Origin of the sequence: Curtobacterium sp. MCSS17_005, assembly GCF_003234225.2 — a bacterium.
Lineage (GTDB): Bacteria > Actinomycetota > Actinomycetes > Actinomycetales > Microbacteriaceae > Curtobacterium > Curtobacterium flaccumfaciens.
Genome location: NZ_CP126258.1, coordinates 3,454,945 through 3,479,699, shown reverse-complemented (window position 1 = coordinate 3,479,699; position 24,755 = coordinate 3,454,945). Strand labels below are relative to the sequence as shown.

20 protein-coding genes are annotated in these 24,755 nt (G+C 71.1%); 7 read left to right on the top strand and 13 right to left on the bottom strand.

Annotation, left to right across the window (positions count from 1 at the left end; genetic code table 11):
• Positions 1 to 71: 71 nt before the first annotated feature.
• Genes DEJ20_RS16600 through DEJ20_RS16590 form a run of 3 tightly spaced genes read left to right on the top strand, consistent with a single transcriptional unit; the run spans position 72 to position 5,274 of the window.
• Positions 72 to 1,496, top strand: coding sequence for a pyridoxal phosphate-dependent decarboxylase family protein (locus DEJ20_RS16600; RefSeq protein WP_111234668.1), 1,425 nt, complete (start codon positions 72 to 74; stop codon positions 1,494 to 1,496).
• The gene (locus DEJ20_RS16595) at positions 1,493 to 2,884 is read left to right on the top strand and encodes a lysine N(6)-hydroxylase/L-ornithine N(5)-oxygenase family protein (protein ID WP_111234669.1); all 1,392 of its coding nucleotides are present in this window, start codon (positions 1,493 to 1,495) and stop codon (positions 2,882 to 2,884) included. The genes DEJ20_RS16600 and DEJ20_RS16595 overlap by 4 nt, the downstream gene beginning before the upstream one ends.
• Positions 2,881 to 5,274 (top strand): GNAT family N-acetyltransferase, encoded by a 2,394-nt coding sequence (locus tag DEJ20_RS16590; RefSeq protein ID WP_111234670.1) that lies wholly within the window; start codon positions 2,881 to 2,883, stop codon positions 5,272 to 5,274. Before DEJ20_RS16595 ends, DEJ20_RS16590 begins: the two co-directional genes overlap by 4 nt.
• A 36-nt stretch (positions 5,275 to 5,310) precedes the next feature.
• Here DEJ20_RS16590 and DEJ20_RS16585 read toward each other — a convergent pair whose 3' ends face one another.
• From DEJ20_RS16585 to DEJ20_RS16545, 9 genes are all read right to left on the bottom strand, one after another.
• Positions 5,311 to 5,949, bottom strand: a complete 639-nt coding sequence (locus DEJ20_RS16585; protein ID WP_111234671.1) for a pyridoxine/pyridoxamine 5'-phosphate oxidase — start codon at positions 5,947 to 5,949, stop codon at positions 5,311 to 5,313.
• A gap of 33 nt (positions 5,950 to 5,982) precedes the next feature.
• Positions 5,983 to 10,353: a type VII secretion EssC family protein gene (locus DEJ20_RS16580; protein ID WP_111234672.1), complete on the bottom strand. Its 4,371-nt coding sequence runs from the start codon at positions 10,351 to 10,353 to the stop codon at positions 5,983 to 5,985.
• A gap of 736 nt (positions 10,354 to 11,089) precedes the next feature.
• A complete protein-coding gene (locus tag DEJ20_RS16575) occupies positions 11,090 to 11,671 on the bottom strand; it encodes a hypothetical protein (RefSeq protein ID WP_111234674.1) in 582 nt (193 codons plus the stop codon).
• 22 nt (positions 11,672 to 11,693) lie between these two features.
• Positions 11,694 to 12,938 carry a hypothetical protein gene (locus DEJ20_RS16570; protein ID WP_146245359.1) on the bottom strand — a complete coding sequence of 415 codons (1,245 nt, stop codon included), beginning with the start codon at positions 12,936 to 12,938 and terminating at the stop codon, positions 11,694 to 11,696.
• Positions 12,939 to 13,155: 217 nt separating this feature from the next.
• Positions 13,156 to 13,680 carry a hypothetical protein gene (locus DEJ20_RS16565; protein ID WP_146245360.1) on the bottom strand — a complete coding sequence of 175 codons (525 nt, stop codon included), beginning with the start codon at positions 13,678 to 13,680 and terminating at the stop codon, positions 13,156 to 13,158.
• On the bottom strand, positions 13,677 to 14,348 hold the full coding sequence (locus tag DEJ20_RS16560; protein ID WP_111234677.1) for a hypothetical protein: 672 nt from the start codon (positions 14,346 to 14,348) through the stop codon (positions 13,677 to 13,679). The genes DEJ20_RS16565 and DEJ20_RS16560 overlap by 4 nt, the downstream gene beginning before the upstream one ends.
• Entirely contained in the window at positions 14,345 to 15,610 is a 1,266-nt protein-coding gene (locus DEJ20_RS16555; protein WP_111234678.1) for a WXG100 family type VII secretion target, read from the bottom strand. The genes DEJ20_RS16560 and DEJ20_RS16555 overlap by 4 nt, the downstream gene beginning before the upstream one ends.
• Positions 15,610 to 15,903, bottom strand: coding sequence for a DUF6317 family protein (locus DEJ20_RS16550; protein WP_111089240.1), 294 nt, complete (start codon positions 15,901 to 15,903; stop codon positions 15,610 to 15,612). The genes DEJ20_RS16555 and DEJ20_RS16550 overlap by 1 nt, the downstream gene beginning before the upstream one ends.
• 104 nt (positions 15,904 to 16,007) lie before the next feature.
• On the bottom strand, positions 16,008 to 16,301 hold the full coding sequence (locus DEJ20_RS16545; RefSeq protein ID WP_111089241.1) for a WXG100 family type VII secretion target: 294 nt from the start codon (positions 16,299 to 16,301) through the stop codon (positions 16,008 to 16,010).
• 120 nt (positions 16,302 to 16,421) lie between these two features.
• Here DEJ20_RS16545 and DEJ20_RS16540 point away from each other — a divergent pair, with 120 nt between their 5' ends.
• The gene (locus DEJ20_RS16540; RefSeq protein WP_181431462.1) at positions 16,422 to 16,931 is read left to right on the top strand and encodes an FHA domain-containing protein; all 510 of its coding nucleotides are present in this window, start codon (positions 16,422 to 16,424) and stop codon (positions 16,929 to 16,931) included.
• Here the strand turns inward: DEJ20_RS16540 and DEJ20_RS16535 are convergent.
• The 4 genes from DEJ20_RS16535 to DEJ20_RS16520 form a co-directional block, all read right to left on the bottom strand.
• Positions 16,904 to 17,716, bottom strand: a complete 813-nt coding sequence (locus DEJ20_RS16535) for an oxygenase MpaB family protein (protein ID WP_181431463.1) — start codon at positions 17,714 to 17,716, stop codon at positions 16,904 to 16,906. The genes DEJ20_RS16540 and DEJ20_RS16535 overlap by 28 nt on opposite strands.
• Before the next feature lie 65 nt (positions 17,717 to 17,781).
• Positions 17,782 to 18,147, bottom strand: a complete 366-nt coding sequence (locus tag DEJ20_RS16530) for a hypothetical protein (RefSeq protein WP_146245361.1) — start codon at positions 18,145 to 18,147, stop codon at positions 17,782 to 17,784.
• A gap of 50 nt (positions 18,148 to 18,197) precedes the next feature.
• Positions 18,198 to 18,497 (bottom strand): hypothetical protein, encoded by a 300-nt coding sequence (locus tag DEJ20_RS16525; RefSeq protein WP_035809242.1) that lies wholly within the window; start codon positions 18,495 to 18,497, stop codon positions 18,198 to 18,200.
• Between the two features lie 184 nt (positions 18,498 to 18,681).
• Positions 18,682 to 20,313: a RecQ family ATP-dependent DNA helicase gene (locus DEJ20_RS16520; RefSeq protein WP_111234681.1), complete on the bottom strand. Its 1,632-nt coding sequence runs from the start codon at positions 20,311 to 20,313 to the stop codon at positions 18,682 to 18,684.
• Between the two features lie 224 nt (positions 20,314 to 20,537).
• Here DEJ20_RS16520 and sucC point away from each other — a divergent pair, with 224 nt between their 5' ends.
• The 3 genes from sucC (at position 20,538) to DEJ20_RS16505 (ending at position 24,744) form a co-directional block, all read left to right on the top strand.
• Positions 20,538 to 21,707, top strand: coding sequence for an ADP-forming succinate--CoA ligase subunit beta (sucC, locus tag DEJ20_RS16515; protein ID WP_111024796.1), 1,170 nt, complete (start codon positions 20,538 to 20,540; stop codon positions 21,705 to 21,707).
• 11 nt (positions 21,708 to 21,718) lie between these two features.
• Positions 21,719 to 22,606, top strand: a complete 888-nt coding sequence (gene sucD / locus DEJ20_RS16510) for a succinate--CoA ligase subunit alpha (protein WP_071404667.1) — start codon at positions 21,719 to 21,721, stop codon at positions 22,604 to 22,606.
• Between the two features lie 104 nt (positions 22,607 to 22,710).
• A complete protein-coding gene (locus DEJ20_RS16505; RefSeq protein ID WP_181431464.1) occupies positions 22,711 to 24,744 on the top strand; it encodes a cell division protein PerM in 2,034 nt (677 codons plus the stop codon).
• Positions 24,745 to 24,755 lie beyond the last annotated feature (11 nt).

Here is a 24,755-nt window from a genome sequence, read left to right as displayed (position 1 = left end):
ACGCCCGGCCTGCCAGGGCGCCCCTCGTTCGGGTGGCACGATCACGCTTTGTGAGGTTAGCCTTACCTAACGTGACACCTCCCATCGAACTCCTGACCACCGCCACCGCCGAGCGCTACCGCTCCGCCGTGACGTCCACGGTGGACCGTCTGGCCGACCGCTTCGCCGCCGCCGACCGTCCGACGACCGACACCGCTCCCGAGGTCCTCCGGGCCCGGGTGCAGGACGTCGACCTCGACGCCGAACCCCTCGGGACGGACCGCGCACTCGCCGAACTCGACGAGCTGTTCGTCCGCGAGGCCGTCTGGTTCCACGACCCGGCGTACCTCGCGCACCTGAACTGCCCGGTCGCGCTGCCCGCGGTCGCTGCCGAATCGGTCCTGGCCGCCGTGAACCCATCGGTCGACACCTGGGACCAGTCCCGCATCGGCACCGAGATCGAGCGGCACGTCGTCGCCTGGCTCGCCGGTCGGATCGGCTTCGCCGCGGGTGACGGCATCTTCACCTCGGGCGGCTCGCAGTCGAACCTGCAGGCCCTGCTGCTGGCGCGCGAGGCCCTCGCCACCAGCGGCACCGTGTTCACGACCGCCGAGACCCACTTCAGCATCGCGAAGTCCGCGCGGCTGCTCGGGCTCGAGGCCGTGGTCGCCGTCGCCACCGACGACGCCGGTCGGATGGTCCCCGCCGCCCTCGCCGAGGCGATCGCCGCCGCGCGCGCAGCCGGGCAGACGCCGATGGCCGTCGTCGCCACCGCCGGCACCACCGACCGCGGGGTCATCGACCCGCTCGAACCGATCGCGGACGTCTGTGACCTGGAGGGAGTGTGGCTGCACGTCGACGCCGCGTACGGCTGCGGCCTGCTCGTGTCCCCGACCCGCCGGCACCTGCTCGACGGCGTCGAACGTGCCCGGAGCGTGACCGCCGACCTGCACAAGTCGTTCTTCCAGCCGGTGTCGTCGAGCGCCCTGATCGTCCAGCGCCCGGAGGACCTGCGGCGCACCGCGTGGTACGCCGACTACCTGAACCCGGAGGATGCCGCCGAGCCGAACCAGGTCGACAAGTCGCTGCAGACCACCCGCCGGTTCGACGCCCTGAAGCTCTGGGCCACGCTGCGGGCGACCGGTGCCGATGCGATCGGTGCGGCGTTCGACGCCGTCATCGACCTCGCCACGGCCACACACCGGATCGTCGAGGAGCACCCTGACCTGGTGCTCGTCGCGCCGACGCAGCTCAGCACGGTGCTGTTCCGCTGGCAGCCCGTCGGCATGACGGACGAGGCCGCCGACGCGCTGGTCGCCCCGATCCGCTCGGCCCTGCTCGCCGAGGGCCGGGTCCTCATCGCCAAGACGGTCATCGACGGCCGGCCGTGCAACAAGCTCACGCTGCTCAACCCCGAGACCACCCCGGACCAGATGCGCGCATCGCTGGAGCACGTCGTCGCGACGGCGGCGCGCATCCGAGCCGCGATCACCACCCCGGAAGGAGCGACTCGATGAACCGCGATGAGCAGTCCGTGCACGACGTCGTCGGCATCGGCATCGGCCCGTTCAACCTCGGCCTCGCCTGCCTGACCGACCCGATCGCCGACGTCGACGCGGTGTTCCTCGACGCCGCCGACGGCTTCGCCTGGCACCACGGCATGATGCTCGACGACGCCACGATCCAGGTGCCCTTCCTGGCGGACCTGGTGACGATGGCCGACCCGACCTCGCCGTTCTCGTTCCTGGCGTGGCTCAAGGAGACCGGCCGCCTGTACCCGTTCTACATCCGCGAGGACTTCCACCCCCTGCGCAGCGAGTACGACGCCTACTGCCGATGGGCCGCCGACCGGCTGGAGACCCTGCGGTGGGGCCGCCGGGTGACCGCCGTCGAACACGACCCGGTCACCGACACGTTCACGGTGCACGCCGAGACCGATCAGGGTCCCGAGACGTACCGCGCACACCACGTCGTCGTGGGCATCGGCACCGAGCCGTCCGTCCCCGCCCCGCTGCGCAGGATCGGTGGCCCGGCGATCCACTCCGCCGACTTCCTGCCGAACCGCGACGCACTGCGCGACGCCGGATCGATCGCCGTCGTCGGCAGCGGGCAGTCCGCCGCCGAGGTCTACCGCGACCTGCTCGAGGACATCCGGCAGGACGGCTACCGCCTCGACTGGATCACACGCTCGCCCCGGTTCTTCCCGATGGAGGACACCAAGCTCACCCTCGAGATGACGAGCCCGGAGTACACGGACCACTTCCACGGGTTGCCCGAAGCCGTCCGCGATCGCCTGGGGCGGGAGCAGCGCGGCCTGTACAAGGGCATCAGCGCCGACCTGGTCGACGACCTGTACGACCAGCTCTACCGGATCAGCGCGCGCGGCCCCGTCCCGACGACGCTCCGGACCGAGACGAGCGTCGTCGACGCCGCCTGGCTCGCCGACCGTGGCACGTACCGGCTGACGCTCCGGCACGAGCAGCTCGACCAGACGTACGAGCACGAGGTCGAGCAGCTGGTGCTGGCCACCGGGTACACCCCGCGGGTCCCGCGGTTCCTCGACCCGGTCGAGCACCTCGTCGCCCGCGACTCCCGCGGGCGCCTGGCCGTCGCCCGCGACCACCACGTCGACACCCTGGGCGGACGCATCTGGGTGCAGAACGCCGAGGAGCACACGCACGGCCTGACCGCGCCCGACCTCGGCATGGGTGCGTGGCGGAACGCGTCGATCATCCGGTCCGTCACGGGTCGCCCCGTGTACGGCCTGGAGGCCCGGATCGCCTTCCAGGAGTTCGGCCTGCCCGCCTCGGGGCAGTCAACAGCAGCGCCGTCCACCGCCCACCCCGGCGCCGCGGAGCGCGCGCCCGCCCGGCGCGCGTCCGAACGGGCGGAGGTGTCCGCATGAGCGCGACCGTGACGACCACCGCGCCGGACGCGACCATGCCTGGAGGAGCCGGGCCGGGCCTCCTGACCGTCGAGCCCGTGGACCCGGAACGCGACGCCGCCGTCGTGCAGTCGTGGCTCGCCCACCCGGCGTCGTCGTGGTGGGAGATGGGTAACCTCGACGTGGACGGTGTGCGCGCCTACCTGACCGGCGTGCAGGCGGACCCGGCGCAGGCAGCGTGGCTCGGCCGTCGCGACGGCGACCCGTGCTTCCTGGCCGAGACGTACGATCCCTCCGCCGTCCTGCTCACCGACGTGTGGGCGGCCGAACCCGGCGACGTCGGCATGCACCTGCTCGTCGCGCCGATGCCCGCCGAGGGTCGTGTCCACGGCCTGACCAGCGCGGTGATGCGGGCCGTCGTCGAGCACTGCCGGGAGGCCCTCGGCGCGCGCCGGGTCGTCGTCGAACCGGACGTGCGGAACACCGCCGTGCAGGCGAAGAACGCCGAGGTCGGGTTCCGCGCGCTGCGCCAGGTGGACGTCGCCGGCAAGCGGGCATTGTTGTCGGTGCTCGACACCGATCGCATCGGCGTCCCCGACGACGACGGGCCGGCCGCGCACCTGCGGCCCGAGCACCTGGAGCCCGCAGAACGGCACCTCATCGCGAAGACGATCGCGGAGTTCACGCACGAACGACTGATCGCTCCCGAGGCAGACGGGGACGGGTGGCGGCTCGACGCGGGGGAGTCGACCTACCGGTTCCGGGCGCGGCAGCACGTGCTCGAGCACTGGTCGATGGACGAGGCCTCGCTGACGCGGACCCGTGCGGGGGTGCCGGCGCCGCTCAGCGCGCAGGAGCTCGTGCTCGAGCTGCGCGCGGTGCTCGGGATCCCCGACGAGTTGCTCGGCACGTACCTGGAGGAGATCGCGTCGACGCTGGCGAGTGGCGCGGCGAAGCACCGGCGGGGCGGGCCGTCGGCGGCGCAGCTGGCGCGCGGGAGGGGCGGGGCTGGATCGGCCGAGGCGTCCGGGGCGGCCGGATCCGTCGAGGCCGTCGTCGCGTCGTTCCAGGACGTCGAGGCGGCGATGACCGAGGGGCACCCGGCATTCGTCGCCGCCAACGGCCGGATCGGGTTCGGGCTCGACGAGTGCCGGGCGTTCGCGCCCGAGTCCGGCGGCCGGTTCCGGTACCGGTGGCTCGCCGCCCGACGCGAGCACACGCACCTGGCGCTCGCCGCGGACCGCACCGAGCAGGCGCACTGGGATTCGGAGCTGTCGGCGGACGTCGTGGCGGACTTCCGGGCCACGCTGGAGCGTCGCGGGCTCGACCCCGACGACTACGTGTGGCTGCCCGTGCACCCGTGGCAGTGGCAGCACCGGATCGCCGTGACCTTCGCGCCCGACCTGGGCCGACAGGACCTGGTCGACCTGGGCGAGGGACCCGACGAGTACCAGCCGCAGCAGTCCATCCGCACCGCGTTCGACCGCACCGAGCCGGCACGCTCGTACGTGAAGACGGCGCTCGCCGTGCAGAACATGGGGTTCCTGCGGGGGATGTCGCCCGCGTACATGCGGAACACGCCGGCCGTGAACGACTGGGTCGAGTCGATCGTCTCCGCCGACCCCACGCTCGCCGCCGCCGGGTTCTCGGTGCTCCGGGAACACGCCGCCATCGGCTACACGGGCGACGCCTACCACCGGGTCGACGTGTCCTCGCCGCAGCGCAAGATGCTCGCGGCGCTGTGGCGGGAGAGCCCGCTGCCGCGGGTGACGGACGGCGAGCGGCTACTGACGATGGCGGCGCTGCTGCACCGGGACGCCTCGGGGAACGCCGTGGTCTCGGCGCTGATCGAGGCCTCTGGTCTGCCCGCCGACGTCTGGGTCCGGCGCTGGCTCGACGCCTACCTGCTGCCCGTCGTGCACTGCCTGACCGTGCACGACCTCGTGTTCATGCCGCACGGCGAGAACCTGGTGCTCGTCGTGCGCGACGGCGTCGTGGTCCGTGCCGTGATGAAGGACATCGGTGAAGAGGCCGCGGTGCTCGGACGGCACGACGACCGCCCCGTCCCCGACGACATCGGCCGGATCGTGCACCCGGTGTCCGACGACGAGGCCGCGCTCGCCGTGTTCACCGACGTGTTCGACGGGGTGCTGCGGTTCGTCGCCGCGATCCTCGACGACGACGGGGTGCTGCCGGAGTCCCGCTTCTGGCAGGTCGTGGGGGAGTGCATCGACGCGCACGCCGCCGCGCACCCGGACCGCCGGCGTCCCCTGGACCTGCGGGTGCCGACGTTCGAGCACTCGTGTCTGAACCGGTTGCAGCTGCGCAACACCCTGTCGATGGTGGACCTGGCGGACCAGTCGGCGTCGCTCATCCGGGCGGGGGAGATGGTGAACCCGATCGGGCGGTAGAGGGGCGGCGGCTCTCACGAACCGGAGCCGTACCGACTACGGCTGCAGGCGGGTGGCTGTCCAGGCGCCCTCGGCGAGTGCGTACTGCAGTCGTCGGTGCATCCGGTCACGGCTGCCGTGCCAGAACTCCACGATGTCGGGCTCGAGACGCCAGGCAACCCACCGTGCAGGCCGGGGGACGTCGTCGCCGGAGTCGTCGAGCAGGTCGTTCGCGTCGTCGATCAGGTCCTGCAGCGTCCGCGGCTCGAGCACGGCCGACTGGTCCGCGATGGCCGTCGCCGCGCGTGACTTCGGGGAGCGATCCGCGAACAGGGCGTCGGACTCGGCGTCCGACAGCCGGACGACGTGGCCCTCGAACCGGAGCTGCTGCATCGTCTCGCGCCAGTACGCCTGCAGGGCCGCGTGCGGGTTCTCGGCGAGCTGCCGCCCCTTCGGGCTGTCCTCCGACGTGCCGAAGACCAGTCCGTCCGCCTCGATGCGCTTCACGTCGACCGTGCGGGCGGACACACGGCCGTCGGCCCCGGCCGTTGCGAGGGTCATCGACAACGGCTCGGAGACCTGTCGGTCCTGGGCCGCGGACAGCCACTCGCGAGCGAGGTCGAGCGGAGACGCTGGCGGGCTGTCGAACTCGGGCAGGTGCAGGGAATCGTCACCGGAGAGCGGGGCAGAGGACATGGACCCACCCAACCGTGCCCGGGGAGTCGGCGTTCAGGGAGTCGGCACCTGCACCGACACGAGCTCGCCGTCGCCCAGGTGCACGATCGCGGAACCGACCTGGACGCGCTCGACGATGCTGCTCCGCGGCAGGCGCATGCCGAGCAGGTCGCCCTCGGTGATCGCCTGGGGGCTCAGCAGCGCTCCCGAGCGGTTGCGCTTCATGTCGACCTGCCAGCCGGTGAACCCGACACCGAACTCGGCGGTCAGTCCGGCTGCGACGATCGCCTGACCGTTGTCGGCCGCACGCTTGACGAACCCCTGCAGCCAGCTCTTCGCCGGGGCGTCCTTGACGAGCTCGGCGTCGTCGACCACCAGGACGCGTCGACCGGGCTGCCCGTCGAACAGGGGTGCGAGGTCGTCCTCGGTCAGATCGGCACCCTCGTGCACCGCCAGCACACCCGGTTCCGCGGCCAGCCCGCGGAGCGGGGACTGCCGCGGGGTCACGAGCACGACCTCGCCACCCTCGCGCAGGACCGAACGCGTCATCGAGAGCAGGACGGCGCTGCGACCGGACTTCGCGGGGCCCCCGACGACGAACGAACCGGCGGTGGCCAGGTCAGGCCCGATCGCGGTGAGGTCGTCGCCGCCGATGCCGACCAGACCGAACAGGCCGGAGTCGTCGTCGCGCATCTCCCACGCGCGCTCGAACGGCACCGGGCCGGACAGCTGGTCGACGCGGAAGGGACGTCGGCTGCGTTCGACGGCCCGGTCGCGTTCCGTCGCGAAGGTGGCGAGAGCCGTGATGGCGGCGGCCTGCGACTGCCCGGTGCCGGCTGCGGCGAGCAGCGCGATCTGTGTCTCCGTCGCGGACTCGGAGGCGAACGCACGTCCGTCGGGGACCTGCTCCGGGAGCTTGCGCGGGTTGAGCGACGCTAACCCGTAGTCGCCCCGGTCCGACAGCCGGAGGACGAGCTTGTCCTCCACCAGGGTGGCCATCCGACTCGAGAGCAGCTGTCGGTCTCCGGTGACGACCAGGTGGATGCCGACGCTGGCGCCTTCGCGGAGCAACGTCATCACCTGGTCGGTCGGAGCGCCGTGGTCGAGCTCGCCGAGTGAGCCGACGAAGCCCTCCCAGCGGTCGAGCATGAAGACGATGTGCGGCAGACGTTCCGCCGGCACGACGGCCGCGGCACGCTGCTCGACGATGCTGGCGAAACCGCCGTCAGCCAGCACCTGCTGGCGCCGGGCGAGCTCCTGGGCCAGCTTGGTCAGCAGCCGCTGCGCTCGTTCGGTCTGGACACGCTGGACGACGGCGCCGGCGTGCGGGAGCGCCTGGATCGGCAGCAGCGCGCCGTTGCCGCAGTCGAGCGCGTACACGTGGACGTCGGCCGCCGAGGTGTTCCGGGCGATGGCTGCCGCGAGGGTCCGGAGCACCTGCGACCGGCCGCTCCGCGGGGCACCCACGACGTAGAGGTGCCCGTCGGAGTCGAGGTCGAGGCTGCGCACACGCTGCGCCTGCTCACCGGGGAAGTCCTGCAGCGCGAACGGCAGCGGACCCACCCGTGCATCCGTGGCGGTGCTGTCGTCGAGTTCCCACGCGCGGTCGTTGAGGTCAGTGAAGAGCAGCGTCTCCGGCAGGGCATCGAGCCAGGGACGGTACGGAGCCGGACCGCCGAGCTCCGCTGCGGCCTCGGTCACGGCGCCGACGAGCTCCTGCAGGTCGGTTCGCTCGTCGGTGTGCTGCACCTCGGACTTCGGTGGTGCGGGCGGTGCAGTACCGAGCGCCGACCACGAGACCGCACCGGCCCAGACCTGCTTGCGCTGGGTCGACTGTCCGGGGCGACGGCCACCGACGCGACCCGACTGGAACGGCAGCAGGGCCCCGGCGCCCAGACGGATGTACCCGCGGCCGGGGGTGCTCTTCTGGATCTGGGCCGCGTCGCCGGCGTCGATCACGTCGGTGCTCTCGCTCGAGTCGGTCACCCGCAGTGCGATCCGCAGGTTCGTGTTCGCGCGGATGTCGTTCGAGACGACACCGGTCGGACGCTGCGTGGCGAGGATCAGGTGGATACCGAGGGACCGACCGCGCTGGGCGATGTTCACCAGGCCGGTCACGAAGTCGGGCAGCTCCCGCACCAGGCTCGCGAACTCGTCGATGACGATGAGCAGCCGCGGCATCGGCGGCAGCGGTTCACCACGACCGAGGCGGTCGAGGTAGTCCTCGATGTCCTTCGCTGCCGCATCGGCCAACAGGTGCTCACGACGACGGAGTTCAGCACCCAGGGACTCGAGCGCTCGCTCCACCAGGTGCGTGTCGAGGTCGGTCACCATGCCGACGGTGTGCGGCAGCGGCGCGAAGTCGCGGAAGGCAGCCCCGCCCTTGTAGTCGATGAGGACGAAGTTCATGCCCTCTGGAGTGTTGGTCGCCGCGAGCGACGCGACGATCGTCTGCAGGAGCTCGGACTTGCCCGAACCCGTCGTGCCGGCGACGAGGCCGTGGGGGCCGTCCTTCCGCAGGTCGAACGCGAACGGTCCGTCGAGGCTCTCGCCCACGACGACCTCGGTGGTGCGTGGGCGCACCGACCACTTCCCGGTGATCGCCCGGGCCGTCGGCGGTTCGAGCAGCATGACGTCGAGCAACCGCGACGACGTGGGCAGTCCGCCGGCGTCGCTCTCGTCATCGGCGTCGACCATCGGCGCCACCGCTCGGGCGACCGTCTCGAACCAGCCGTCCGGGATCCGGTCGGGCCGCACGTCGGTGACCGTCGCCTGGCGCTGCGCGGCGACCCGGATGCGTTCCGGCCCGACGGTGACGACGACGGAGCACTCCTCGGGCAGCAGCCGTGCCTCTTCCTCGATGCAGATCGCCCGGACGCCGACCGCCGGCCCTTCCTTGAGGATGCGGATCAGGCCGGGCAGTGCTCGGAGCCGCCGGGCACCGTCGAGCACGACGACGATGTCCGGGCCGGGGATCCCGCGCACGTTGGACTCACGCATGGCCCGCTGTCGCGCATCGATCAGCTGACCGACCTCGGCCACCCGGGCACCGAGCGTCTCGGCGTCGTTGCCGATCGCGATCACGGCGTCCTGCCCGAAGCCCGGCCGGGCCTGCGGGATCCACCGCAACCACGCCCACGCATCGGCCGACCGGGCGTCCGTCAGCACGACGAACTGCGTGTCGCGCGGACTCTGGAGCACCGCGAGCTGCGCCACGAACCACGACGTCAGGTGCCGCGTGTGCTCGTCTCGGCCCGCGACGCCGACGACGCCCTGCACGCCGAGGTCGACGATCACCGGCACGTCCTCTGCCAGCTTGTCGACCGCGCGACGGTGCTCAAGCGCCGACGGGTCCTCGAGCACGACGCCGGACGGGACGTCAGCGGTCCCGACGCGGAGCGTCAGGTAGTCGGGATCGGTCCGGCGGCGCTCCCACAGGCGAGCGCGACGCCGCAACGCGACGTCGAGCACGGTTGCGGGGTCTGGTGCGCTCGTCCGCAGCTCGCGCTGGTACCGGACCACTGCCTCCAGGGCGTCCGCCTCGACCGCCTTCTTGGTCTCTTCGTACTCGGCAACGCGCTGCTTGTGGGTCTTCTTGCCGTTCCGGCGGTCCCACCAGGCGTTGCCGAACATGATGATCGGCGACATCAGACCGAACGCGAGGTACGCGACGTTGTGGAAGATCGAGATCATCACGGCGGCCATGCCGAGCGGCGCGAGCGCCGCGATGATCGGGATGGACCGACGTGACTGCTGCGCCGGCACGGCCGGCAGCTTGAACACGGACGGGTGGTCCTCGGGCAGGAGCCGCGGCGGCCGGGTGTAGTCGAGCGAGCCGCCACCGGCGGTCAGGGTGATCGCCGCTCGGTCGGCGTCCGGCACCGCGACCGACAGCAGGGTGTCGCCGATCGTGACGATGCTGCCCGGCTCGACCGGGGTCTCGTCGTCGACCTCGGCGCGGTCCACCAGCACCGTGGAGCCTTCGGTCGGGGTGATCGTGAACCGACGGTTGAGGTCGAGCCGCAGGATCGCGGCGTACTCCGGGGCGGTGCGGTCCGGCAAGGGCACCGTCGCGTCAGGCGCGGAACCGACGTGGGCGATGCCCGCATCGAGCACCACCACGGTGCCGGCACCCGGTCCGCCGACGATCCGTACGCTCGGCAGGTCACCGGGCAGGGGCAGGACCGGAGCCGGGGCCCCGAACGTCAGCCGAGCACCTTCGAGCAGCACACCGTCGCCGATGCGCGCGTGCGGGGTGGTCGGGACGGAGTCGACCGCGACGTCGACGATCGACGCAGCCCCTTGCCCGAGCCGCTTGGCGACGACCTCGACGATCTCGCCGAGCAGGGTGTCCTCGTCGCACTCCACCACGAAGTCGGCGGAGGCGCTCGACGGAAGGTGACTCGCGGTGAACGTCAGGCGCACGTGGGGCGCCCCGCACCGGAGATCGTGGTCGTCGTGGTCGCAGCGCGGTGGTCGGACGAAGCCCCCCGCAGCGTCATGCTGCCGCTCATGGGTCGATTCTCGCAGGTTCCTGCGTCGTGCAGGCCGGGTTGCGTCCGGCTTGTGGATGGGCGCTCGGCCTGGAGGTGCGGTGTGGGGGAGCGGGTCGGTTCACCTCGACGCGGGCTCAGTGCAGCCCCCATCGGTCACGTCGCGCCGTGGATGCGTCGGACACGAACGGCCAGGTCATGCGCTGCACGTGCGCGGGCGGTGCGCCGCCGCCAGCGGGCGTCGTCATCGTCCGCCCCTCGATGGACGGGATGCCTTCAGGTGACGACTCCCAATGACGACGCCGACGACCAACGCGAATGCCCACACGACGTACCGGATGAGCCACGCGGTCGGTCCGTCCCAGGGACCCGTGTCGTACTTGCCACCTGGGAGGAGGGAGACGCCGACACCGATGACCAGCACGATCACCGTGTCGCGGGCGAATGCGGCCCAGCGGCGTCCGGGTGTGCGGGGGAGTCGTCGTGTCATCGCTTCCTTCGCGGGTCGGTGGTCGTGGTCGTGGTAGTTGTCGTGGTCGTTCTCACTCGGCATCTGGAGTGAGCACCAGCCCGAGGGCGAACTGGTCGACCAAGGGCGCGGCGAACGACTCGTCAGCTTCTGTCGACGAGCCGCTCGACCGTGCGACGGAGCTTGGCCACTTCAACGATCAGCTCTCGTCCTGAGTCGTCACGATGCTGAGGGCGAAGTCGTCCACCAGGGGCAGGACGAGCGGTTCGTCGATCGACCGAGGGATCACGGTCGAGAGGGTGATCGTGACGTCTCGAGGTGAGTCGGTGATGGGGCGTACCCACTGCACCTGGGTCGAGCCGGCCCCGCGAGCCCAACGACGCTCCACACCGCGGAAGCGCGTGACGATGCGATGGGCGTCTCCATGAGCGGTGTTGGTCATGGTCATCTCGTGATCGCCTGCCATGCCGGGGTGCTGCGCGAGAGCCGCCTCGAGGGTCTCCTCGAGGGCGTGCGGTGCGGAGTCGTAGGTGATGAAGGAGTAGGCGAGCAACTGCACGACCGGTGCATTGCTCGTGAGCACGAACGTGTCGTGTGCGCCGAGCTCGTCCCGGGCGACCGCGACCTGTGTCAGGTCGTCCACCAGCGCGGACAGCGCACGCCGTGAAGGTCGCTTCTCAGCCGACAGGACCGCCAGGTCGGCTGCCGTGGTCGCCACGGCACGCGCATCACCCTCGCGCAGTTTTGTCCACGCGTCCACATGGTCGAACACGATTCCCATCAGCTCTCCGATCCTTTGCCTGTCAACGAGGACACCCCGCTCGCAACCAGCGAGAGAACGGGAGGATCCCGCGACGCTCGCCGACCGCTCTGTGGCGGTAGAGCACCCAGACGAAGGGCGCTCCGGCGAGGCCGACCAGGATCGCGTATCCGCCGGTGCCCCAGTCCCCCGTCATCAGGAAGAACGCAGCGACGGCTGCTGCCGCGAGGTGCCAGATGACCAGGCGCAGGATCGTCTGGGCTGACGCCGGTGATGGCGCCTCGACCTGCGGCAGCCGGGAGCCGAGTTCCACCGCGGCCGTGATGAGCATGATGCACACGGAGGAAGAGAACAGGGCCGTCGCGGTGGCGGCCTGAGCGAACCCCCCGAGTTCACTCGCGGCCACCGCTGCGACCATCAGCTGGAGGACGGCGATGCGAAGCGGTGAGAGCAACGGGAGCACACCGAGCGAGGTCGGAGCGACCAACGACAATCCGGGTTCCTCGATGCGCGACAGGGGGTCCATGCGCCCCGTCCGAGCAGAGCGCCGATCACGTCCCTGTTCGATGACGGTACCTGCTTGGACGAGCAACGCGGTGACGGGCTCCTCGGGCCACAGCGAAAGAGGCAGCTCGGCACGGACCACGTCCTCGGCGTCGAGCACGAGCAGTCGAGGTCTGGAACCGCCTGTTCTGCGCGCGCGGACGACGGCGGAAGGGGAGAGCGTCGATCCGGGAGCCGCGAGGAGGAGCGCTACTCCACGTCCTGCATCGACCTGGAGTGCGCCGCGATCGCTCAGCCACAACGTTGCACGACGCCGGAACCACTTCGGACCGGCGACTGGCCGGACGACCGACCCCGTGGTTTCGGGTGCCGTCCGCACACGGCCAGTACACACGACGAGTGTGAACACCGTGCCTACGGCGGACGCGCCGCAGCAGACCCACACCCAGAACTCGGGCTCCCACCCCAGCGCCCGTCCGACGACGACGAGGAGCAACGGTCCGAGCAGGACGGTACCTGCCAACAGCAGTGCTGTGGCCAAACCGAGCCGCCGAGCGATGAGGTCGATTCGCCTTGATTGCGGGACATGGAGGAGCGGATCGCGAAGCGGTGGCGGCGTCTCGCTCTCCTCCGCGCTGATCAGTGGGACGTCGAGTTCTTCGACGAGTGTGCTGAAGCCACTCGAGCGAAGCGCGGTCTCACCGGTCGATGGCGGCGTGGGTGACATCCACCAATCGTCGATGGGAAAGAGGTGATCGCGATCGGCATCAGAGAGGATGACCACCCCAGCCGCGGAGATCGGTCGGCCCTTCGAGGGAGGGAGGGCGTCCCAAGGTGTCCACCGTGCGGCAAGGATCGGCCCCGTCAACATTTCGGTCGCACCGGTTCTCTCGACCGCCGTCACGAGTCGGTCCTGCACCGTCAAGCCGACGAACTGATGGCGTGCCCACCATCGATCGCTCACAGTCGCTGCGCGAACCAGCAACGGTGAGCGCGGGGCTTCATTCTGAATGACGAACTCCCTCGGCGATCAGATCGACCTGCGCTTCGACCCAAGCGGCGTGATCCAGGGACGTCGTGTTGGACCGGAGGACCAAGAGCTTCGCGTCGTCGAGCACCCAGGACCACGTGATGTTCACGCTGACGATCCTTGCATCCTCGTCATCTGCTGTCGGCAGTGGTACCGGGACGCGTTCCGAGATCTTGAGTGCCGGGCCGATTTCCGTCTCGCGAACCGCTTCGAGCCGGTCCCACGCTGCGTCCTCGCGGTGACCGAGCCGTACCTGCCCTGGTGTGCGGCCGTCGAGGCGTTCGATGGAGACTGCGATCCACGACGCGATCTCCTCGTCGTCCGGGTCGAGCAGCGCCCACGCCGCATCCTGGCCCATGGCGTGCAAGAGACTGCCGAGCGCGCGGAGGTCGTCACGGACCGTTTGGGGGCTCGCGTCGTCCGCAACTGCGAGACGAGCTGAATCGATGGGCAGCCGCACCATCGAGCCGGTCTCGGGCACCAGGAGCAGCGTCACGTGGTCCACCCGAAACCGGCCATGAGGAGATCGAAGTGCGCAACGCGCTCGGCAATGCGATGCGGTCCGGGGGCACTGAGGGACGCCAGAACGAATGTTCCTGGTTCGTCGGGTATCGGTGTGACGTAATCCACGACCGTCCGCTCGACCAACACGTCGCCCTGATGCGCGACGATTCGTTCCAGGTCGGCGACCATCGCTCGCGTGCTCGCGGAGAGAGGCGGGTCTGAGAGCACGTCATCTTGCGGGACCCGATCACGGGCCGGTGCAGTGGTGACCTCGAGCGATCGGATCATCAAACCGGCAGGGAAACGCACGACCTGGTGATCGCGGTCACCGAAGAGGCCTTCTGCAACCGTCTCAAGGGGCATCGCAGCAAGCGTGGGCCCGAGGTACAGGACCGAGATTCCGAAGGTCATCGGCAGCCGTTCGCCCTCCACGACACCTTCGAACGAGTACAGGTCCACGCCCCCGACGTCCGCAGCTGCTCGGAACGACGAGGCGAGCTCGGCCTTCACCTTGCGGCGCGCCAACACTGTGTCGGGATCGTCCCCGCTGCGGGACGGCGGGTTCGTTCGATCGACCAGCCTGCCTGCTTCGCGCTCGGGATCCGAGGTCAGGCGGACTCGCCACCAGCCATCCGGCAGCTGGATCCGGTACTGGGTCACAGGGATCCGATCTCCACCTTCGTCGCCTCACGCCAGTACGTCCCGTGGACGAGGTTTCCGCTGTCGTCCCAGAGCTGCTGGAAACCATCGAGTGTCGGCTTGAGGCCCAGCACCGAGGCGATGAGGGCGGGCCGGAGGATCTGGGGAAGTGCTTGCTGGGCGATGGGGCCGCCCTTGGCCAACGTGCGGATCAGTGTGGGTGCAAGTGCGCCGTTCAAGAAGATCCCGTCGAAGATCTTCACGCCGACGAAGCCCTCGATCTTGGCGACCTTCGCCGTGAGTTCTGCGGACTTGGCGGCCATTGCTGGTCCTTCTGCCAGGCCAGCACCACGAGCGAAGTTCCCGGCGGTCCGCACACCGGATCGGATCGTCGAGGTCGTCAGCGGACGCAGGAACTGTCCGGCAGCCTTGACGGCACCGACGCCCACGGCCGATGCGGCGACTCCCACGGCTGCCCAGAGCACGTCCTCCGTCGTTGCGTCACCGGCAGCTGCCTGCGCGGCGGTGATCAGGAAGACCGCGGTGGCGATCGCAACGCCTGCCCAGGCGATGGCGATGAGGACGTTGACGCCCGGGATGAACATCGCGACGACGAGAAGGGCGATGGCGACGACGTTCAGGACACTCTTGATCGCCTCGAGCACCCCCTTGGCATCGTGGATCGCCTGCTTCACGTGGTCGAACCAGCCGTCCTTCATCCCGTCGTCCGCACCGTCCCGGATACGGCTCGCAACACGGTCGGAGAGGTCCCCGTACTCGCCTGCCAGCCCGGACGGGCCAGCGATCCGGTGGATGATCGCCTTCGCCGCGTCGATGTCGCCCTGCGCCGCACTCAGCGCGCGGTCCTGCGCGTCGACCTGGTCCTGGTGGTCCGGGCTGTCGGCCGCGGCGGTGATCGTCTGGTTCGCCGCCGCGCGGTGCGCATCCCGCGCGTCCTGCGCCTGCACCAGGGCCGCGTCGGCCTCGCGCTGGATGCCCTCGAGCCCGTTCGCCCAGTCGTCGAGCGCCGCGGCGAGCTGGGTGTAACGCCCCTTCGCCTTCTCGATGGCGCCAGCGAGGTCACCGGCCGAGTCGCGGAACTTGGTACCCGACTCGCTCTCCCAACCCTCGCCGTCCTTGAGGGAATTGAGGCGGTTGACCTGCTCGGAGATCGCCCGTTCGATCGAACGAGCGCCCGATGCGGACTGGCGGATCTCCGCGGGATCGCCGGGCACCGGGTCGATCGGCAGGTCGACGGCGCTCCAGTCGGTGGGACGTGCCATCAGCTGTCCTTCCCGAGGATCTTGTTGGCGAGTTCGACCTCGGTCTGCGTGAAACCGTCGTGTGCGCTCTCAGCCATCTCGGCGACCGCCTTGATCGACTCCTGGAGTCGCCCCCGGCGGATGTCCCAGTTGCTGGCGAACTCGTCGATCGCACTGACGATGGTCGACGAGCCGACCCCGGACTTGTAGTCAGCAGCAGTCGAGGCGACGTGTTCGAAGTCGCCGTGCAGCCTCGAGAGATCAGCTGCCAGGCCGCCGATCATGTCGAGATCGAGTTTGAGTGTGCCGCCCACGGTCCCCCCGTTGGTCAAGTCGTCGTTCGAAGTGTGTGCTGCCGGAGCAGCGAGAGCGGTGGCCGGCATCCGAAGACGCCGGCCACCACCGTTCCGAGCCGGTCTCAGCCGATGCTGGACGCGAGCTGCTCGTCGGTCGACTCGAGGGTGTTCGCCGCGCTCTCGAGGAACCCGGCCATGCCGTCGATGGCCTGGATCGTCTGCGTCGCGCCGGAGTTGAACTCCGAGTACGTCGAGTCGAAGGCCTTCGAGGACTTGTCGGTGACGTACCCCGACGAGACGAGGTTGTCGATCTGGCTCTTGAGCTGGCTCAGCTGGTCTTCGATGGCCTTCTGGCCGTTGCGAAGCTGCGAAGCCTGGTTGCGAAGATCGTCGTAGGTGACGTTGACATTGGCCATGGCGCATGCCCTCCCGATGCGTATGTGAAGTACCGGGCGACCCCCGGCGCGGTTCGACCATACTTGATCGCGTTGCATCTCGCATCACTTCTGAACAATCACCAGAACGAGGGGTACACGGTGGCTCGACGCCGGAAGGACGACGACACTCCGAAGCGCCCGGCGGTCACGCGTGCCGACGTCGAGCGCGACCGGCAGGCCGGGTACCTGTCCCGCGCCTGGGTGCTGCCCGCGGCTCCGGTGTCGGACGACGAGCCGGACGCCGTCGTCCGGACGGAGCAGCCGCTGCCGACGATCGGCGTCGTGCCGCGACTCGTGCTCGAGATCGCGCCGGGCACCGTCGTGCCGCTCGACCAGCCGGTCGTCGTGGGACGGCGCGTCCCGACCGCGCCGGGGCGACGAGCCGTGCTGCTCGACGACCCGGGGAAGTCGGTGTCGCGCGAGCACGCCGCGATGCGGCCGACCGGGGACGGCGGCCTGGTGGTCGAGGACCTCGGCTCCTCGAACGGCACGGTGGTCGTCCGCGCATCCGGTGCGCAGGAACCCAGCGTGGGCGGCGCACAGGTCATCGCCCGGCCCGGTGACGTCGTGATGGTGGGGGACTACGCCGTGCGGGTACTCGCAGGCTGACCAGCACCAGCACCAGCACCAGCCGTCGCGTACCGCTCCGCGGTCCGCCGCATCGCCCGCAGCAGCAGCGGACCCGGCAGTCGCAGCAGCACCCTCGGCACGAGCGCCCGCACCCCGGCCACCACACGGACTGTGCGCCGGAAGCGCCGTTCCTCCCGCGGCCCCCACGCGAAGCCGTACGCCGTGCGCACCAGTTCCGGCAGCATCCCCACGGTCACGATGCGGACGAGGGGCATCGCCGCCCGCACCCACAGCGGCGCGAACCGCGGGTGCAGCAGGTCGCGGACGACCCCGCGGGCGTCGTCGGTGACCTCGAGCCCCTCCAGCGTCTGCTGCCAGTACCGGTCGAACGCCGCCACCGAGGTCGGCCAACGCTCCGGCGGCACCCGCAGCGCGGTGGCGATCGGGGCGTAGGCGGCGAGGACCTGCTCGGCTCGGGCCGCGGGGACGCGTGTGCCGAACAGGTCGTGCGCCCTCCGCGCGGAGTCGAACAGGGTCGCGGCCACCCAGAGCTGCCGGTCGACGTCGTCGGCGCCGGCGACGGGCCGGTGCCCACGGTTGACGAAGCCCGCTGCGGTCGCCGAGTCGGTCTCGGTGCCGATGACGACGGCGTAGACGAACATCAGGGTGTGGGCGAGCCGCTGCTGGGGTCGCCGGGCGAAGTCCGAGTGCCGCCGGACACCGGCCGCGACGACCGGGTCGGCGATCTGCAGCAGGATGGCGCGGCCGCCCGCGGCCACGGGCGTGCTGTCGGCGAGGAACCGACGCAGGTGACGGTCGTGCACGCGACCAGCAGGCGGACGGGAGGCACGGTGCGGGTCGTGTGTCGCGCCTCCAGGCCGTGGGGTGGTCACGCCGCACCGCGTCGGCGTCGCGCCCGCAGGACGGGCCGGAGGTCCACGGCGATCGCCGCCAGGAGCGCGACCGCGCCGACGACCAGGGCGACCAGTGCGGACGAGGCGTCGACGGGCGCGTCACCGGTCAGGGCGAGGAGCGTCGCGACGAGCCAGATCGCGGGGAGCGGCCAGAGGCGGGTCGGTGATCCGGTGACGACCGCACCGACGACGCCGACGACGAGGAGCGGGACCCAGCGGTCACCGGGCTCCGAGCGGGCGGCGAGGTGTGCCGCGGCGGCGACCAGCAGCATCGCCGCGACCGCCAGCAGCCGCGCTGCCGAGGGCATGCTGCGGACGCTGGAGCGGACTCGTCGGAACACGGCCCGATGCTACCGAGCCGTGTTCCGGGGGAGCCTGATCAGGTCAGCGCTCAGAGCGGCTTCGTGCCGAGGTCGTTGCCGAGGTCGGCGCGGTCCTCGTCCTGCTCGTTCTCGTGCTCCCACAGGTCGGGCGAGCCCTCGCGCGGGGAGCCGCCGGTCGGACCGTCGTCGGAGCCGTCACCGGGCTGCGGCTCCACCGTCTCACCGGCGACCGCGTCGTTCGTCACCGTCTCGAGGGACTCCTCGGCCTCGTCCACCTCGTACGGGCCGACGTGCTCACGGTCGATGTCGTCGTCGCGACGCTGCTGGGACTCGAAGTCGTCGACGGGGCTGATGCCGGGGTCGCTCATGGTGGTTCCTTTCCGTTGCGGGCTTCCTGCCTACCCGCCGGCGCTTGGCGACCGTCCGGTTTCGTGTCGTGTTCACCCGGGCGTCACCTTCCGGTCACACCGCCACGGCAGCATCGCCGATGCTCGGGGGAGTGGAGCGCGGTCGCCGACGGGTGGTCGAGCGACCGCGCCTTCCCCGCTTCGTTCAGACGCGTTCGAGCAGGTCGCGTTCTTCGACGTCGGCGAGTGCGAGGGTGCGGTAACCGGCGGACTCGAAGAACACCGTGATGCGGTCCTCTTCCGTGCTCATCACCACGCCCGTGCCCCACTCGGCGTGCTCGACGCGCGCATCCGGCGGCCACGCGTCGTCGTTCGCACCGTCGGCCACGTGGGCGGAGGCCTCGCGGGCCGTGCCGGACGAGCAGGTGTCGCAGTTGCCGCACGGCTCCGGCAGCTCGTCGCCGAAGTAGCCGAGCAGGAACTGCCGGCGGCACCCGGTCGTCTCGGCGAGTTGGCGCATCATCGCGATGCGGGACTCCTCGACCCGTTCCCGTTCGGCAGCACGGTCGGCGGTGGCACGGGCAGCACGGTCGGCGTCCTGCGGGCCGTCCGGCACCCGGGAGACACCGTCGACGTCGTCGCGCAGGGCGCCGGCGTCGAGCAGGGCGTTCAGTGCTCGACCGGCGGTGCGGGCCGACAGGCCAGCGGCCTCCACCAGTGCGGAGCGGGCGATCGAGCCGGTCGCCGGGACGGCGTCGAACACGGCCCGGACCGAGGCGGGTCGTGGCGAGCCGGACGCGAAGAACGTGCGCAGGCCGAAGTCCTCGGCGCGGTAGTGCAGGGTGGCGCCGGCCGGTTCGGCATCCCGCCCGGCCCGCCCGATCTCCTGGTAGTAGGCGTCGATCGACTCGGGGACGTCGGCGTGCACGACGTACCGGACGTCGGGCTTGTCGATGCCCATGCCGAACGCACTCGTCGCGACCACCACGTCGACGTCGCCGTCCAGGAACCCCGTGTGCACGGCCTCGCGCTCCGCCGCCCGCATGCCGGCGTGGTACGGCTGCGCGCGGCGACCGCGCGCGGCGAGGGCGTCGGCGTACTCCGTGGTCACGGCGCGGGTGGCGACGTAGACGACCGTGGGTCCGTCGAGCTCGGCCACCTGGTCGACCACGGCCTGACGCTTCTCGGCGTCCTCGGCGTGCCGGACCACCTCGAGCCGGATGCCGGGACGGTCGAACCCCGAGGCGAGCACGAACGGGTCGCGCATGCCGAGCCGCTCGACGATGTCGTCCCGCACCGGAGCGGAGCCCGTCGCGGTCAGGGCGAGCACCGGCGGGCGGCCCAGGCGCTCCGTGACCTCGCCGAGCGCCAGGTAGTCGGGTCGGAAGTCGTGGCCCCACGACGAGATGCAGTGCGCCTCGTCGACGGCGACCAGCGCGACCCCGGCGTCGCGGAGGCGCTCGAGCACGTCGTCCTTCACCAGCTGTTCGGGGGCGAGGAACACGTAGCCGACCTCGCCCGCGGCGACGGCGTCCCACGCATCGGCGACGTCCCGCGCCTTCTTCGTGGCGTTCAGTGCGACGGCGCGGGGTGCGTCGGGATGGTGCTCGAGCCCGACCACCTGGTCCTCCTGCAGCGCCACGAGCGGTGAGACGACCACGACGAGACCTTCCAGCCCGAGGCCGGCGACCTGGTAGATCGCGGACTTCCCCGATCCGGTGGGCATGACCGCCAGGGCGTCGCGGTGTTCGAGCACGGCGTCGATGACGGACTCCTGGTCGGGGCGGAGCTTCCAGCCGAAGACCTCGGTGGCACGGGTACGGAGTTCGGGTTGCACCGATCCACAGTGCCGAGCGCCAGCTTGGGGCCGGTCCCAGCGGTGCGCGCAGCGGCTCATGCGCGTCGGGGCGGACCGGGGCCTGGCATCCGTGCACCGGCCGTCCACCGAGCAGCGCTAGGCTGCGTGGCGGCCGTTGTCTCGACATCGAGCGACCCTCGATGTGGAGTGCGCGACCGGGAAACCGATGCCGATCGCACGAACCGTGCGGGAAGAAGAACAGCGTGGATCTTTTCGAGTATCAGGCCAGGGACCTCTTCGAGTCCTACGGCGTCCCCGTGTTGCAGGGGATCATCGCCGACACCCCCGAGCAGGCGAAGGCGGCGGCCGAGAAGATCGGTGGCGTCGTCGTCGTCAAGGCGCAGGTGAAGGTCGGCGGTCGCGGCAAGGCCGGCGGCGTGAAGGTCGCGAAGACCCCGGACGAGGCGTTCGAGCACGCGCAGGCCATCCTCGGCCTCGACATCAAGGGCCACACCGTCCAGCGCGTCATGGTCGCCCAGGGTGCCGACATCGCCGAGGAGTTCTACTTCTCCGTGCTGCTCGACCGGGCCAACCGCTCCTACCTCTCGCTCACCAGCGTCGAGGGCGGCATGGAGATCGAGCAGCTCGCCGTCGAGAAGCCCGAGGCACTCGCCCGGGTCGAGGTCGACCCGCTGACGGGCATCGACAAGGCCGCCGCGCTCGAGATCGCTCGGCAGGCGAACTTCCCATCGGAGCTGCAGGACGCCGTCGCCGACGTCTTCGTCAAGCTCTACGACGTCTACAAGGGCGAGGACGCGACCCTCGTCGAGGTGAACCCCCTCGTCCGCACCGGCGACGGCCAGATCCTGGCACTCGACGGCAAGGTCTCGCTCGACGAGAACGCCGACTTCCGCCACGAGGGCCACAAGGACCTCGAGGACACCGCCAGCGAGGACCCGCTCGAGGCCAAGGCGAAGGCCCACGGGCTGAACTACGTCAAGCTCGACGGCCAGGTCGGCGTCATCGGCAACGGCGCGGGGCTCGTCATGTCGACGCTCGACGTCGTCGCCTACGCCGGTGAGCGCCACGGCGGCGTGAAGCCCGCCAACTTCCTCGACATCGGCGGCGGCGCCTCGGCCGAGGTCATGGCCAACGGCCTCGACGTCATCCTCGGCGACCCGCAGGTGAAGAGCGTGTTCGTGAACGTCTTCGGGGGCATCACCGCCTGCGACGCCGTCGCGAACGGCATCGTCGCCGCGCTCGGCATCCTCGGCGACGCGGCCACGAAGCCGCTCGTCGTGCGCCTCGACGGCAACAACGTGGAAGAGGGTCGTCGGATCCTGGCGGAGGCAGCGCACCCGCTCGTCACCGTCGCCGCGACCATGGACGATGCGGCCGAGAAGGCCGCCGAACTCGCCGCCGCAGCGGCCTGAAGGGACTGACCATGTCGATCTTCCTCAACAAGGACTCCAAGGTCATCGTCCAGGGCATCACCGGTGGCGAGGGCACGAAGCACACCGCCCTGATGCTCAAGGCCGGCACGAACGTCGTCGGCGGCGTGAACGCCCGCAAGGCCGGCACCACCGTCACCCACGGCGACGTGTCGCTGCCGGTCTTCGGCTCGGTGCGCGAGGCCATCGACACCACCGGCGCCGACGTCTCGATCGTCTTCGTCCCGCCGGCGTTCGCGAAGGACGCGGTGATGGAGGCCATCGACGCCGAGATCCCGCTCGTCGTCGTCATCACCGAGGGCATCCCCGTGCAGGACTCGGCCGAGTTCTGGGCGCACGCCAAGGCGAAGGGCGGCACGACCCGGATCATCGGGCCGAACTGCCCCGGCATCATCACCCCGGGGGAGTCCCTCGTCGGCATCACCCCGGCGACGATCACCGGCAAGGGCCCGATCGGGCTCGTCTCGAAGTCCGGCACCCTGACTTACCAGATGATGTACGAGCTCCGAGACCTCGGCTTCTCGACCGCCATCGGCATCGGCGGCGACCCGGTCATCGGCACCACGCACATCGATGCGCTCGCCGCGTTCGAGGCCGACCCCGAGACCGAGGCCATCGTGATGATCGGTGAGATCGGTGGCGACGCCGAAGAGCGTGCGGCCGAGTTCATCAAGGCGCACGTCACGAAGCCGGTCGTCGGCTACGTCGCGGGCTTCACCGCTCCCGAGGGCAAGACGATGGGGCACGCCGGCGCGATCGTGTCCGGTTCGGCCGGTACCGCCGAGGCGAAGAAGCAGGCGCTCGAAGCCGCCGGCGTCAAGGTCGGCAAGACGCCGTCCGAGACCGCCGCGCTGCTGCGCGAGGTCGTCGCCGCTCGCTAGCGATCAGCGCCCGGCAGACGGCCGGGACGAAGCCGGGAGGCTCGGTGCGGGTTCCGCGCCGAGCCTCCCGTCGTTCCGGCTGCGGCTCACGTATCCTCGCTGCGATGAACCGCCTGGGAACCGCTCTGCTCGCCGCGATCGAGGCGGTCGTGACGGTCGGCGTCGGCATCGGGATCGCCCTCGTGCCGCTGACACTGCTCTGGGGGTTCGAGTACGGCCTGCAGGTCGACTGGGACGTGTTCTGGAAGGCCACCGGCAGCGTCTGGCTCGTCGGGCACGGCGTCGACGTCTCGTTCCTGCTCGGGTCCGCACTCGCCAAGAGCACCGGGGTCAGCGGCGCAGCCGACCCCATCCACGTGACCCTGGCGGCCCTCGGGTTCGCGGTCGTGACGGCCTGGCTCGGCGCCCGCGCCGGACGTCGGTTCGCGGAGACCGAGCACCGCACCACCGGGCTGCTGGTCGGGACCGCCGTCGTCGCGCTCCTCGGTCTGGCCGTCGCGCTGTCGTCGACCTCGGCTGCCACCCGCCCCACGCTCTGGCAGGCCGTGGTGCTGCCGGCGCTCTGGTTCGGGATCCCCGCACTCGCCGCCTCCGAGGTCTGCCGTCGTCGCCGTGACCTGCCCGCCGACGCCGGCACCCAGCGGGTCATCGACCTGGTCGACCGCATCCCCGCCGTCTGGCGGACCGTCGCCGGGTTCGGCCTGCGCGCCGGGACCGCCGCGACCGCCGTGGTCGTCGGCGTGGCCGCGCTGCTCGTCGGCCTGCTCCTCTTCACGTCCTTCGCCGAGGTCATCACCCTGTACGAGCAGTCGCACGCCGGGGTCATCGGCGGCGTCGCACTCACCGTCGGACAGCTCGCGTTCCTGCCGGACTTCGTCGGGTGGGCCACCTCGTGGCTGATCGGCCCCGGGTTCGCCATCGGCACCGGGTCGAGCGTGTCCCCGATCGCCACGACCCTGGGCCCGATCCCCGGGCTGCCGGTCTTCGGCGCGCTGCCGACCTCTGGTCACACGTTCGGGCTCGTCTGGATCCTCGTGCCGGTCATCGCCGGGTTCGCGATCGGCGGCTCGATGCGGCCGCGGTTGGTGCGGACCCTGGGCGCTGCCGACTCCGCGCTGCACCGTGCGCTCGGCGGTGTCGTCGCGGGACTCGTGGCCGGGGTGCTCACGGGGCTCATCGCCTGGGTGTCCTCCGGTTCGTTCGGCCCCGGCCGCCTGGCCGACGTCGGCCCGAACGCCCTCGCGGTCGGGGGGTTCGCCGCACTCGAGGTCGGCCTGCCAGCGATCATCGCCCTCGCTGCGGGCAGCGACCTGGTCCGGCTGCCGGACCGCGGATGGACGCGGGAGCGCTGGACCGAGTCCGAGGAACCCGACGATGACCAGCACACGGCGCGCGCCGGGGTCGACGTCGGCGAGGGGTCCCTGCTCGCCGCGCTCGACCAGGCCGGCGCCGGGCGGACCACCGACGTGCACCGCTTCGTGGTCGAGGAGTCCCACGACGGGTCGACCGCTGCACGGCCCCGCGCGACGACCGAGCACGTGACCGAGCCGGTCAGCAGCGCGACGATCGGCAGCGAGCCCGCCTCCGCACCCGCACGGCCCGCCTCCGCACCGACGCCCGTCGCACCGCGGGCCGGCGACACCGACCACGAGGTCGAGCTCCCCGACTGGGCGAAGACCGACGCGGTGGCCGCCGACCGCCTGACCGCCGCGCCCGAGCCGGAGCGCCGCAGTGCCGGACGAGCCGCCCTGGGTGGCCTCCGCGACCGCCTGGCCGGTGCGGCCCAGGGGGTCCGAGGACGAGCCGGTGCACTCCGCGACCGCGTGACCGGCTCCGACGCCGAGCCGGAGCGGCCCGGCTCCGAGCGGCCCGCAGCCCAGACAGCCGCGTCCCGCCCCGCACCCGCCCCGGAGCCCACCGACGCCCAGCCCGCGTTCCCGTGGAGCACCGAGGAGTTCGTCGCCGGCCGCGACGACGTGGACGAGACCGCCGAGGCGGACCGCGTGGACGTCGCGCCCGACACCCGAACGCCCGCCTCGAAGCCGGCGGAGCCGTCCCGCCCGGCGAGGTGGGACGTCACCGACCAGATCCCCGAGGACGAGCTGCCCTGGTGGCGGCAGCCGAAGGACGACCGGTAACAGCGCCCGTC

What these genes read in the sequence shown, in the direction of transcription:
- DEJ20_RS16595 (WP_111234669.1), top strand. Translation starts at nt 1,493, where the DNA reads ATGAACCGCGATGAGCAGTCCGTGCACGACGTCGTCGGCATCGGCATC.
- DEJ20_RS16590 (WP_111234670.1), top strand. Translation starts at nt 2,881, where the DNA reads ATGAGCGCGACCGTGACGACCACCGCGCCGGACGCGACCATGCCTGGA.
- DEJ20_RS16585 (WP_111234671.1), bottom strand. Translation starts at nt 5,949, where the DNA reads ATGTCCTCTGCCCCGCTCTCCGGTGACGATTCCCTGCACCTGCCCGAG.
- DEJ20_RS16575 (WP_111234674.1), bottom strand. Translation starts at nt 11,671, where the DNA reads ATGGGAATCGTGTTCGACCATGTGGACGCGTGGACAAAACTGCGCGAG.
- DEJ20_RS16555 (WP_111234678.1), bottom strand. Translation starts at nt 15,610, where the DNA reads ATGGCACGTCCCACCGACTGGAGCGCCGTCGACCTGCCGATCGACCCG.
- DEJ20_RS16545 (WP_111089241.1), bottom strand. Translation starts at nt 16,301, where the DNA reads ATGGCCAATGTCAACGTCACCTACGACGATCTTCGCAACCAGGCTTCG.
- DEJ20_RS16525 (WP_035809242.1), bottom strand. Translation starts at nt 18,497, where the DNA reads ATGAGCGACCCCGGCATCAGCCCCGTCGACGACTTCGAGTCCCAGCAG.
- sucD (WP_071404667.1), top strand. Translation starts at nt 21,719, where the DNA reads ATGTCGATCTTCCTCAACAAGGACTCCAAGGTCATCGTCCAGGGCATC.
- DEJ20_RS16505 (WP_181431464.1), top strand. Translation starts at nt 22,711, where the DNA reads ATGAACCGCCTGGGAACCGCTCTGCTCGCCGCGATCGAGGCGGTCGTG.